This is a genomic window from Neobacillus sp. 114 (genome assembly GCF_030127045.1).
Taxonomy (GTDB): domain Bacteria; phylum Bacillota; class Bacilli; order Bacillales; family Cytobacillaceae; genus Neobacillus; species Neobacillus rhizophilus.
Genome location: NZ_CP126144.1, coordinates 5,678,787 through 5,690,455, shown reverse-complemented (window position 1 = coordinate 5,690,455; position 11,669 = coordinate 5,678,787). Strand labels below are relative to the sequence as shown.

The window sequence follows — 11,669 nt, the reverse complement described above, 5'->3', positions numbered from 1 at the left end:
TATAGTGCATAAGTGTGGTGTTGGTGAGGAGGCTTATCAATTGAATTATTGTAGTGAAGAAATACTTGATCAATATATTCCGTTGGTTCATATGGTAGTTGGGCAAATGAAGAAAAAATTGTCCGACCAGGTAGATGAAAAAGACCTTTTCTCATCAGGACTGGTAGGATTATGGGATGCAAGCAGAAAATTTGACGCAAGCCATGGGGCCAAGTTTGAAACGTATGCTGTTCAAAGAATACGGGGTGCTATCCTTGATGGTTTAAGACAATCAGACCATGCTTCAAGGACCTTACGTAAAAAAGAAAAGATGTTTCGGGAAGCGTTGGAAACACTGGAACAATCCATTTTACGTAAGCCGACAAAGCAAGAAGTGAGTGAGTATATTGGGATGGAGGTAGAGGAATACGAGCAGGCACTAGTGCAGATTTCCTATATCCATCAAGATTCACTTGATAGGCCTGTACAAGAAATGGACCAAGAGAGTTCCATTTATCATCAGATTGAAGATCATTATTTTGGGAGGCAAGATGACCTGATTGAGGCAAAGGAAAGGAAAAAAATGCTAGCCTCCTTGATAGACCAATTACCAGAAAGAGAAAAACAAATTCTTGCTTTAATCTACTTTGAGAATCTAAGTTTCACCGATGTCAGCAGAATCTTTGATGTGCACAAATCACGGATCTCACAAATCCATGCACGTGCCATTAAGAAGCTGCGAATGGCAATGGATGAACAAGGTTTTTCAATTTAAGATTCGCATGGCTATCTCCCTCCAAAAATTCCATAAGTAGCTGGTTCCCTGTTTTGAATAATAAACAGGGGATTTTTGTTTGAATTAGTAATTGTGGTGGTTTCGATTAATGGTACATTTGTAATATTTTTATAGAAAAATATGCCATAAGGCTCAACTTTAGCAAAAAAGTGCCGTTAATAATATTAAACAATTACTTATAATACAATTTATTTCTATATGGTTTGGTCGGAAATAATACATATGGGGGATTCAAATGGCTTTAAAGTTGTATGAACATGCCGATTCTTTGCGAGTAAAAATTCAATACCCAGTAGAATCGGAGCTGACCTTGGTTAAAGTGGGAGAAGATCTGGAGAATATTGAGATAATCATTGAAAATGTTGGTCCAGGTGGGTTAAGATTTGTATCTAATTTACAATTAGAACTAGATCAAGAGATTATTTATTCGATAGAGTCAGAGTTCTTAGAGGATAAAATTAGCATTCCAGGAGTAGTAATCTGGAAAGAGGAAATATCTAAAGACCTGTTCCAGTATGGCGTCCACTTTGAAACTCCGGAACAAACAAGAGCATTTTTAAATCAACTTCTAGGATGAATGGGGACAGTTCTTGTGCATCACTATTGTGATGCACAAGAACTGTCCCCATGGCTCAAACAGCTGCTTTCTGCATTGGCGGGGCGGCTTTTTGTTTTTTGCTCATGAAGAAGAAGACGCCGAGCAGGACGAGGAGGCCCCCTGCGATTTGCCATCCTGATAATCGCTCTCCGAGTAAAATGACTGCCAAAATGGTACTGCCAACCGGTTCGCCGAGAATACTCATTGAAATGGTTGTGGCGTTCACATAGTTTAATAGCCAGTTATTAATCACATGGCTAAGGCTCGGAACTATGGCCAGCAACAGGAAAATCCCCCATTCCTTTGGCGGATAATCGAGAAACGGCACTCCTGCCCACAGATTATAAACAACAAGCACAATCCCCGCACAGAAAAACACGCAAAAGCTGTATATCCAGTGGGATATATTTTTCACGACGGTTTGCCCGATAAATAAATACCCGACCACTGCGATAACGCTGAAAAAGGAGAGAATATCGCCACGGATGGCATCAGCGCTTAAACCGAAGTCTCCCCAGCCAATCATCATCGCTCCAATAATTGCAATCCCCATTGTGGCCAGTGCGGAAGCGGTGGTTCTTTCTTTAAAAAGGAAAAACCCACCAACGAGTGAAATAATCGGCTGCAAGGCGAGAATGATGGTTGAACTTGCGACCGTGGTTAACTTTAACGAGCCGAACCAAAGGACAAAATGCAGGGCCAGAAAAACTCCGGAGAAAAAGAGCATGGCGCCATTCTTGGGACTTACTTTTTTAAACTCCTTGCGTTTGACCCAAACCATTGGGGCCAATAACAAACTAGCGAACAACATTCGATACATACTTAAAATTGAAGCCGGCGCATCGGACCATTTCACAAAGATAGCCGAAAACGATATGGCAATAATGGATATAGTGAGCGCCAGGCTGATGGATTTTGAACTTATAGATTGTTTCATTGCTGCTTCCTTCCTTGATGGTGTTTTGAATGAATTCTCACAAATCTATTACTATTATCGCAGATATTGTTCGAAATTCGTAGACCTTTATTTTCCATTGTAATACCCTTTCAGGAAAAACTCGTTTATTCCTAGGTTGAAGGCGGAGCTGAAGGCCCACGACTGCGAAGGGATTTCTAATTAGTTAGCAACTAGTAAGGATAAGGATAAAAATAAAGGGTAGGGTTCAGGATTCAATTTGTTCTATTAATTTATTTTGAAGTAGAATGGAGTAAATACGATTCTCTTGAAAGGTGGCGTGAAGGTTGAAGCAAACGGTTTATGTGACGAAGAAACTGCCGGAAGAACTCTATAGGAGGCTTTCAAGTCAGTTTGAGGTAAGAATGTGGGGAGAAGAAGAAACCCCTGTCCCAAGGGAGATCTTATTGAAGGAAGTAGCAGAAGTTGATGGCCTTTATTGTTTTATCACAGACACAATCGATAAAGAGGTTTTCGCGCAGGCTAAAAAGCTAAAGGTGGTCAGCACCTGCTCGGTTGGCTACAACCATATTGATGTCCAGGCTGCAGCTGAAAAGGGTGTCAAGGTGGGTTATACACCCGGTGTTTTGACAGAAACGACGGCCGATCTCACGTTTGCCTTATTAATGGCCACAGCACGGAGGGTGGTGGAGGCCTCGAACATATTACATAACGGAAAGTGGGGCTCATGGTCCCTCATGCAAATGACCGGCCAGGATATCTACGGAGCTACCCTCGGAATTATTGGTTTGGGGAGGATTGGCGAAGCCCTTGTGAAACGGGCGAAGGGCTTTGATATGAAGGTTCTTTACAATAGCCGAACACGCAAGCCGGAAAAAGAGGCAGAGCTCGGAATCGAGTACGTTGACCTCAAAGGCCTACTTCATCAGTCTGATTTTGTCTGCCTCATGCTTCCATACAGCGCCGAGGTGCATCATCTTATCGGCAGAGAAGAATTAGCTCTTATGAAAAAGAACGCAATTCTCATCAATACGGCCAGGGGCGGGATTGTTGATGAGGACGCTTTGTACGAAGCTTTAAATAACGGGATCATCTGGGGCGCTGGCCTTGATGTTTTTGAGCAGGAGCCGGTTTCGCTAAATAACCCTTTGTTAACCCTGCCAAACGTAGTAGCACTCCCGCACATTGGCAGTGCCAGCGTTCAAACACGCTTGGGAATGGCCCATATGGCCGCTGACAATTTAATTCATGTGTTAAATGGGAATGTAGGAAAAGCGAACGTTGTCCGAAATTAATTTTAAAAAAGGAGGACCTTACACGGATCCTCCTTTTTGCCTATTTTTAAAGCATATATCCCTTCGTTTTGCGTTTTATAGGCGAATTTATTTTTATACATCTCCCGATCGGCGAGTTCCTGGATGACATCATCCTACAAAACAAGAAAAATATTTTTATAAGCCTACTCAAGTGGGATTATTTGATACATTTCCACGGTCTCCACATCCTCAATATCTCCTTTATCGAAAAGTACCGCTTCGCAACTTTATTTCTCAGCATAACAGGGAACCCTTAAATACATTCCTCCAGTGCATGATACAAGTCTGAATCATTTAATCCCAAGAGTTTATTAAAGCTTATTAAATTTACTCTTCCAAGCTGGATTTTTCATAGTATAATTATACTATGAAAATAGTAATGAATTGATAAAGGCAAACTTATCGAAAGGTAAGGACGCAAAGCTACGAGTCTAAAGTCTGAAAAAGGGCCATGATCGTCGGGTTGCCAGAAAATACAATATATTTGTGTCTATTTGGCTATCCCTATTTTTTGGATAGCCTTTTTATTTTTTAGAAAAAGCAATTCAATAAAAAATACAAAAAAGAGAAGGGTTAGACAATGTTTAAAATTGAAACAGCTTTAAGGGACAATCATGATCGTAAAAATAATTTTACAACACCAAATAATGCGGTAATCGAAGAAGCAATGCGTACAATTCTATCTGAATTGGGTGAAGATGTCACCCGTGAAGGTTTACTTGATACACCAAAACGTGTAGCAAAAATGTATCGTGAGGTATTTCAAGGGATTGGGGTAGACCCGGAATCAGCATTAACAACTACATTTAAAGAAGACTATGACGGGATCGTAACGGTAAAAGATATTACCTACTATACATTCTGTGAACATCACATCATTCCTTTTTTCGGAAAAGTGCATGTTGGCTACATCCCAGATGGAAGGGTCGTTGGTTTATCAAAGTTTGCCAGACTGGTAGAGTTAGTTTCTCAGCGTCCGCAAGTACAAGAACGCATGACCAAGCAAATTGCTGATGCAATCATGAATGTTCTTAAACCAAAGGGCGTGATTGTAACGGTTGAAGGACAGCATTTATGTATGTGTGCAAGAGGAGTAAAGAAACCAGGCACTTCCACAGTAACAACCATTAAGAAAGGTGTTTTTGCTGAATCAATCGCACTTTGTGAAGAATTTGAACGTTCAATTGCAAGAAGTTAAGGGGGGAGTATCAGTGCTCTATTTATCAAGAAGGGTCGATTTTTCAGCGACTCATACGTACCATAATCAAGAGTGGAGTGAAGAGGAGAACTTAGCTACTTTTGGAAAATGCTACAATCCAAATGGTCATGGACATGATTATAAATTAGAGGTAATGGTTCGAGGGAACCTTGATCAAAAAAAAGGCATTGTGGTGAATACAGTAGATATCAAGAAAATCGTTAGCAGCTTTCTTCAAGAGTTAGACGGGGTATTTTTAGATAAAGAGCATCCTTATTTCAAAGAAAATATACCAACAACTGAGAATCTCGTAAATTATATATGGGATTCCATTAAAGATTCCTTCGAGGGGTGCGAATTGTATCGCCTAAGGCTCTTTGAAAATCACTATCTATCAGCTGAAAGGGTGTTATCTGGCATGACATATTTAACAAGAAAATATCATTTTTCTGCCGCACATAGATTACATAGTATTCATCTCTCAGACCAAGAGAATAAAGATTTATTCGGCAAATGCAATAACCCAAATGGCCATGGACATAATTACTATGTTGATGTACAAGTACAGGGCAATCCAAGCCCTCAAACTGGGATGATTATGAATTTAAAGGATTTGGACGAAATTGTAGAACGCGAGGTTTTGGATAAATTTGATCATAAGCACTTAAATCTGGATACAGAGGAGTTTAAAGAATTAAATCCAACATCAGAAGTATTGGCATTGGTAATATATAAGCTTTTAAAACCTTATATACCCGATCTGCATAAGGTTGGCGTATGGGAGACAGAGAAGAATTATTTCGAGTATTTTGGTGAGGGTGAGTATTGATGTTCAATGAACATACGCTTAGGGATAAAAATATTGCCATAACAGGAGCCACTAGAGGGATTGGCAGAGCATCAGCAGCTCTTCTTTCATGTCTTGGTGCCAATTTGTTGATTGGAGCAAGAAATACGGAAGAACTCAGGGAGTTTTCTGAGAGTATGTTACCAAACAAAGTCGTTGCACAGTATTTAGATGTAGAAGATGAAAACTCCATCAAAGATTTCCTGAATAGAGGGATATCAAGTTTTGGAAAAATAGATGCACTTATTAATTGTGCAGGATATGGGAATTTTAATTCGTTCTTAGACTTATCAACAGAAGACTTTGACCGTATGATTGCCATTAATTTAAGAGGTACTTTCCTAACTTCAAAACATTTTGCCAAACACATGGTTGAAAACAAAAGCGGGCAAATCATCAATATCAATTCCATTGCAGGGACAACCGCATTAGAAGGATGTTCTGGATATTCTGCATCAAAGTTTGGCTTGTTAGGGCTATCCAGGGTCATGCAGCAAGAATTGCGATCCAAAGGGGTCTATGTAACGAGTATTTTACCGGGTTCTGTTAAAACATCCTTTTGGGATCATATCCCACAGCATCCAGATTTTAATCAAATGATTCCACAAGAAACAATCGCAAGACACATCGTATCTATTCTTTGTCAGCCAGATGGAGCAGTAGTTGACGAAGTGACAATCATGCCACCTTTAGGGATTCTATAAGGCTGGAGGGAGAAAGGTTGAAACCGCTTCTAAACAGACTAATAGGTGGAAAAGGGACACAGCCAACACAAGAAGAACAGCCTATCCCGTTAACGATAGACTCCATAGCAGAACATCAAAGAGCATCAATAGTTGGATGGGTGGCTAATAAATTAGGCCAACAATTGAACCTAGAGCAGGCAAATAAAGGCGTATTTATCAACGAAGTGTTACATAAAAACATTGAAGTATTAGATTTAGATATGCAAGAAGACTTTATTTTCCATCTAGCTAATATAATGATTTCTTGGATTGAAAAGGACGAGGATGTTTATCTCAATTTAAAACAAATGAATTTAGGAAGGAATAACCATCAGGCATTACTGGAAGTCTATGAAATCATCAAGTCTAACCAAAACTTATACTTCAATCGAAAATCACCCGATGAGAAGGAAGCAACAGAAGAAGATAAAATATGGGAAGTTTACCGGGATGTACTCCATGCCGCAAGTCAGCAAAAATTTCTTTTAGCGCGGGAAGAGGAAATAAAGCCTTATACAGAAGGTACCATTATTTGTAATGAGCCTGTTGTGGAAAAGTCTGATATTCCTAGGGTAAGAAACAAAGCAAAAGAAGATTTGGAAAAATTAGGGATACCGAAATCTAAAATTCTAAGCTATGTCCTTTTAATCTCTGAAGCTGTCACTAATATAATAAAACACGCTAAGGATGGCAGACTTCTAATTACAAAGACTGACAATTCGCTCAGTATCGTGATTGAGGATACAGGTCCAGGTTTCCCACTAAAAATACTACCATATACAGTCTTAACTGCGGGTTATTCTACCAAGAAATCGCTAGGTCAGGGGTTTACATTAATGCTGAAATTAGCATCTCGCGTGCTGTTGGAGACCTCACCAAACGGTTCTACAATTGTTTTAATATTCAAGGAAAATGAGGGTGAAGAACGTGAACAAATCGCAAAAGCCACTTAAGAAAATGTCTACAGAGGTTATCATCGAAAAAACCATTTTTGCCAGTGTGATGAACAATGGCTTTTGGAATCGTTGGATTGCACATGGAATTGATGAAGATTTTATTAAAGAAAGTAAGCCTAAAATGATATCTTTAGACGGATGGACAGGGACATTAGCTAATAAAGCCCAAGAATATTCAAATCGAGCAAAAAGCTTGGTTGAATCAAATGATTTTCTTCAAGCAGAACAGAACTACCGTAAGGCTGGTCTTTATTACAATCTTGCCTCGTGGGTTTACCCAGAACCTAACGGTGCCAGAGCAAAATGGTATAAACAATGCCTAGAACAATTTGACCTTGCGGATCATGTGTCCGAGGACAAGATTACCCGTCACACCCTTACCTTTAATGATAAACAATACGGAGGTCGAGTACGCATCCCAAACGGCTCTATTGCAGGGGTCGTTATCCTTGTAATCCCGGGGGATTCTACGAAGGAGGAATTTTGCACCTATGAACAAGACTTTGCTAGAGAAGGCTTCATAGTCATTAATTTTGATGGAACAGGTCAAGGTGAAACTTTTCTCTTACATGGTCACAAGGCAGATTTTGAGTCTTGGGACCAATTTACAAAGGGATTGATCGAGTTTACAGCTACTAACTTCCCTAATTTGTCTATCAATCTTTTTGGTACAAGTTCAGGTGGTGCATGGGCAATGGAAGCAAGTAAACACCCACTTGTATCAAAAATAGTAACAGTAAGTCCACCTACTAAGTATGTATCAACTATTAAACTGCCAGATTATTTTAGAGTACGTATGGGAAATGTGTTGGTGGATAGTGACATTGGACATATGCCTTCTTTTGACAATGTATCAGAGATTGATAACATTCTCGTATTTCACGGAGGGAAGGATTTGTTAATTGACGGTGACGAGTTAATGGAGGTCTATAACCGTTTTGGACAAGAAAAACGTTTCATAACGTATGAAGATGAAGGTCACTGTTGCGATTTTAAATTAGGTGAGATTCGCAGCCGTTCTGCAGAATGGTTTAGAGGGGTAAATATCAATGAAATTTAATGATTTTTGTAAAACAATGTTCGACTTGCTTGAGCTAGAACAAGTCGAAGTTTTCAAAGAAACAAATCTGAAAGATGAGTTAAACGTGGATTCACTTCAAATGGTTAATTTAACCACGAGTTTGGCAGAACACTATCATATTCCATTTGGTTTCTTTATTAAAAATGCGGATAAGGTTGGGACTGTTGGTGGTTTATACACAATTGTTAAGGAGGGGGCCACGCAATGAGTTTTTACAGTAAGGTTCTAGAAGGTATAGACAATGATAATATATCTTTTTCCAATATAAATGGCAGTTACACTGCCGGAGAATTAAAAGGTAATGTTGCTAAGTATGAAGAAATGTTAGGTTTCAAAAACCTAGAGGGGTATAGAGTTGCGCTTTTAATCGATTCAATTGAGTGTTATTTACCTTTGTTTCTAGCAGTGAATAAACTAAAAGGTACCGTAGTACCTTTAAGTTTGCAGTTTAGACATGATGATTTGCATAGAGTATTAGATTCTCTTGACCCGCACATTATTTTTACGATTAATGAGAATTCAGGTTTTTCCTTTTCAACTACTATGAAGAATTGGGCAGAAGGTAGAGAAACAAAAACAACCATTTACACTTCAGAAGATTATGTTGAATGGGAAGAGCATACCTTTGGATCTTCTATCAAGGTAGTATCCAATCTCTCTGGGGGATTTATTTCATTCACATCAGGCAGCACAGGTCAACCTAAAGGTATCGTGTTCAGTGATAGTGCAGTTGACCATATCTTTAATTGCTATGCTGAAAGTTATGGATTAAAAGCAACGGACAGTGTATTTGTTTATTCAGCAACAAGCACCGTCTATGGGTTATTGGCTATGAACACCGTCCTAAGGGGTGGGGCGAAACTAGTAACTGCAGATGGATTTGACCTTATCAAAATCATAGACACGATGGAGAAAACGAAGTGCAATAAGATTACGACAACGCCATCTATCTTTAAGACAATCTATAATTTTGCTAGTAAATTAAAACCCGAAGTGTTAAAAGGGTTGGAGTTAGTTTGCGTTATCGGTGAGAAAGTGACACCAAGCTTTGTAGGTAACTTCCCTTTAATGGAAAATTGCCTATTTTTATCTTACTATGGCAGTTCAGAAGCAGGCCCTATTGCAGATGGGTTGATCAATGAGGATGCAGAAGAGATAGAACTTTCCCTAGTAAAAGGGGCGGAGCCTAAAATAATGGATGATGAATTATGGATAAAAACGGGAGGTATGTTCACTGAATACTATAATAGTCCGTCATTAACACAAGAAGCTTTTGAAGATGGTTGGTTTAAGACAGGCGATTTAGTAGAGTTCACTTCTGATCGGACATTCAAGATCATAGGGCGTAAGAAGGATGTAATCAAGAAGGGTGGAATGCAAGTCGTTTCCAGTGAGGTGGAAAACTTCTTATCATCTATAGATGGGGTGAAAAATGTCGCAGTAGCAGGAGCGCCCCATGAAATATACGGTGAACAAGTGGTGGCTTTCGTGGTAGCTGAAGGGGTAACGGCTAAAGATATTCGTTCCTATTGCACAGGTCGAATTTCGGCATATAAAATCCCGGATAAAGTGGTATTTGTAGATGAGCTCCCTTTAACTCATGGGAAGGTTGATAAAGTAAAATTAAAATCATTGGTCTAGCGTGGAGGAAGAATTTATGGCAGCAAAAAAAGCTAGCAGTACATTAAAAAGACAATTTACAACCCGAATGCTGATCGTTCTTATCATTATTCTAAGTTGTTCGAGTGTATTTCAATATGTATATTTGAGCAAGAAAATTGAGTCTGACGTAGCGTTAGAGGCTAACAAAGTAAGTGAAAGTATTGAACAAGGTATTAATGAAACAGATGTAGCATCTAAAGCTATTGAACTTCAGTTAGATTTAAAATTAAAGATAATTGCCCAGCGGATTAATGATAGATTAGGAGATAAACCTCTAGAGGAAGTTACGAATGAGGAATTACTGTCTTTAAGTAAGGAATTCGGTGTTGCAGGTATTACACTTTTACAAGACATGGACAAGGATCATGGTATCACAGGGGTAAAGTCAACACAACCTTCAGACATTGGCTTTAGCTTTAAACAGTTCTTAGGTGAGGATTCTTATGGTTATCAAACATTAAACAGTTTATACCATGGTAAGAAAATAGATGGCACATTTGAAACGTATATAGATAAAAATACATATATGTTACCTATTGCACCATCGGGTTCAAATAATAAAAAACCTACATTTTTCAAGTATGGTTATTATAAGCCAGACGATAAAGATTATATTATAAATCCTTTTTTGGAGGCAAATGAGGTTTACCATTTCACACAAGAAGTGGGGCCGAATAATTGGATTAAAAAGGTGTTAGACTCAAACAAAAATGTAAAAGAGATTGCCGTATTAACCCCTAAAGTATATGCTGACCCATCATTAGTAAAGGCAAAGACAGAAACTTGGAAAAAGGTTGATTACGGTAACTTTAAATTAGAAACCCAAAAAGATAGAGATACATTAGTAAAATTAGCGAAAGGCCCAAAACGTGTTGCCTACATTTCCAAGCAAGGGGGGAAAACATTTTACAAAGTATTTATCCCTGTTACAGATGGCAAAGTGATCTATGTTGGTTTAGATTATGACCTTTTGAGCAAACCGTTAAAGAGTATGTCTTTAATCTTACTTATATTTAGCTTACTTTCTTTATTAGCTTTATTTATTCTATCTACAAGTTTCTTTAGTAATATTTATAAAAACATTCAAGCAATTATCTCTCAAATAAATCTATTGGAAGCAGGGGATTTCACGGCCCGAAGTACTGTAATAGATAAAGGGGAGCTAAGGGATTTATCAGCAAGCATTAATCACATGGCGGAAACATTAAGTCATGTTTTAAAAGATACAACAAAACAAGCAGAAAAAGTGCAAAGTCTTGCCTTAACTTTAAAAGCAGAAACAGATGACTCAGTAGAGAAGGTATATGAACTATCCATTGATTTAACTTCCAATGCCCGTGAAGATAACTTTGATATAGCGGACTTCCTGGACTTGGTCGAAGAGAAATTAAACATGGTAGAACAGACAGAGGATATTAATAATCTCATCCAGAGAGTAAAACACATTAGAGATTTATCAGATAACCGTTCAGAATCTACGACTGATATTACGATCACCATGTCTGACTTAATCAAATCGCTGCAAGCACAATCTGTTGAGTTGTCAAAAATTTCAAGTACATTATTTAAGAATATGTACAAATTTAAGTTATAAG

At 38.5% G+C, this 11,669-nt stretch carries 12 protein-coding genes and 1 riboswitch; of the genes, 11 read left to right on the top strand and 1 reads right to left on the bottom strand.

Features of this window, described 5'->3' with window-relative positions; genetic code table 11:
• The first annotated feature begins 40 nt into the window (after nucleotides 1-40).
• Complete coding sequence (locus tag QNN06_RS27945) at nucleotides 41-754, top strand: sigma-70 family RNA polymerase sigma factor (RefSeq protein ID WP_284036413.1); 714 nt, start codon at nucleotides 41-43, stop codon at nucleotides 752-754.
• A 256-nt stretch (nucleotides 755-1,010) separates the two neighbouring features.
• Nucleotides 1,011-1,352: a PilZ domain-containing protein gene (locus QNN06_RS27940; protein ID WP_284036412.1), complete on the top strand. Its 342-nt coding sequence runs from the start codon at nucleotides 1,011-1,013 to the stop codon at nucleotides 1,350-1,352.
• 55 nt (nucleotides 1,353-1,407) lie between these two features.
• Here QNN06_RS27940 and QNN06_RS27935 read toward each other — a convergent pair whose 3' ends face one another.
• Complete coding sequence (locus QNN06_RS27935; protein ID WP_284036411.1) at nucleotides 1,408-2,310, bottom strand: DMT family transporter; 903 nt, start codon at nucleotides 2,308-2,310, stop codon at nucleotides 1,408-1,410.
• A 305-nt stretch (nucleotides 2,311-2,615) separates the two neighbouring features.
• Between QNN06_RS27935 and QNN06_RS27930 the strand changes: the two genes are divergently transcribed.
• The 9 genes from QNN06_RS27930 (at nucleotide 2,616) to QNN06_RS27890 (ending at nucleotide 11,668) form a co-directional block, all read left to right on the top strand.
• On the top strand, nucleotides 2,616-3,584 hold the full coding sequence (locus QNN06_RS27930; RefSeq protein ID WP_284036410.1) for a 2-hydroxyacid dehydrogenase: 969 nt from the start codon (nucleotides 2,616-2,618) through the stop codon (nucleotides 3,582-3,584).
• 403 nt (nucleotides 3,585-3,987) lie between these two features.
• Nucleotides 3,988-4,076: riboswitch (cyclic di-GMP riboswitch) on the top strand.
• Nucleotides 4,077-4,185: 109 nt separating this feature from the next.
• Nucleotides 4,186-4,803, top strand: a complete 618-nt coding sequence (gene folE / locus QNN06_RS27925) for a GTP cyclohydrolase I FolE (RefSeq protein WP_284036409.1) — start codon at nucleotides 4,186-4,188, stop codon at nucleotides 4,801-4,803.
• Between the two features lie 13 nt (nucleotides 4,804-4,816).
• Entirely contained in the window at nucleotides 4,817-5,632 is an 816-nt protein-coding gene (locus QNN06_RS27920; RefSeq protein WP_284036408.1) for a 6-carboxytetrahydropterin synthase, read from the top strand.
• The gene (locus QNN06_RS27915; RefSeq protein ID WP_284036407.1) at nucleotides 5,632-6,354 is read left to right on the top strand and encodes an SDR family oxidoreductase; all 723 of its coding nucleotides are present in this window, start codon (nucleotides 5,632-5,634) and stop codon (nucleotides 6,352-6,354) included. Before QNN06_RS27920 ends, QNN06_RS27915 begins: the two co-directional genes overlap by 1 nt.
• Before the next feature lie 17 nt (nucleotides 6,355-6,371).
• Entirely contained in the window at nucleotides 6,372-7,328 is a 957-nt protein-coding gene (locus QNN06_RS27910; RefSeq protein ID WP_284036406.1) for an ATP-binding protein, read from the top strand.
• Nucleotides 7,303-8,391 carry an alpha/beta hydrolase gene (locus QNN06_RS27905; RefSeq protein WP_284036405.1) on the top strand — a complete coding sequence of 363 codons (1,089 nt, stop codon included), beginning with the start codon at nucleotides 7,303-7,305 and terminating at the stop codon, nucleotides 8,389-8,391. The genes QNN06_RS27910 and QNN06_RS27905 overlap by 26 nt, the downstream gene beginning before the upstream one ends.
• Entirely contained in the window at nucleotides 8,381-8,620 is a 240-nt protein-coding gene (locus QNN06_RS27900) for a hypothetical protein (protein WP_284036404.1), read from the top strand. Before QNN06_RS27905 ends, QNN06_RS27900 begins: the two co-directional genes overlap by 11 nt.
• Entirely contained in the window at nucleotides 8,617-10,053 is a 1,437-nt protein-coding gene (locus QNN06_RS27895; protein ID WP_284036403.1) for a class I adenylate-forming enzyme family protein, read from the top strand. The genes QNN06_RS27900 and QNN06_RS27895 overlap by 4 nt, the downstream gene beginning before the upstream one ends.
• 16 nt (nucleotides 10,054-10,069) lie before the next feature.
• Nucleotides 10,070-11,668: a methyl-accepting chemotaxis protein gene (locus QNN06_RS27890; RefSeq protein WP_284036402.1), complete on the top strand. Its 1,599-nt coding sequence runs from the start codon at nucleotides 10,070-10,072 to the stop codon at nucleotides 11,666-11,668.
• Nucleotide 11,669: the final 1 nt, after the last annotated feature.

What these genes read in the sequence shown, in the direction of transcription:
- QNN06_RS27890 (WP_284036402.1), top strand. Translation starts at nt 10,070, where the DNA reads ATGGCAGCAAAAAAAGCTAGCAGTACATTAAAAAGACAATTTACAACC.
- QNN06_RS27940 (WP_284036412.1), top strand. Translation starts at nt 1,011, where the DNA reads ATGGCTTTAAAGTTGTATGAACATGCCGATTCTTTGCGAGTAAAAATT.
- folE (WP_284036409.1), top strand. Translation starts at nt 4,186, where the DNA reads ATGTTTAAAATTGAAACAGCTTTAAGGGACAATCATGATCGTAAAAAT.
- QNN06_RS27915 (WP_284036407.1), top strand. Translation starts at nt 5,632, where the DNA reads ATGTTCAATGAACATACGCTTAGGGATAAAAATATTGCCATAACAGGA.
- QNN06_RS27935 (WP_284036411.1), bottom strand. Translation starts at nt 2,310, where the DNA reads ATGAAACAATCTATAAGTTCAAAATCCATCAGCCTGGCGCTCACTATA.
- QNN06_RS27900 (WP_284036404.1), top strand. Translation starts at nt 8,381, where the DNA reads ATGAAATTTAATGATTTTTGTAAAACAATGTTCGACTTGCTTGAGCTA.
- QNN06_RS27895 (WP_284036403.1), top strand. Translation starts at nt 8,617, where the DNA reads ATGAGTTTTTACAGTAAGGTTCTAGAAGGTATAGACAATGATAATATA.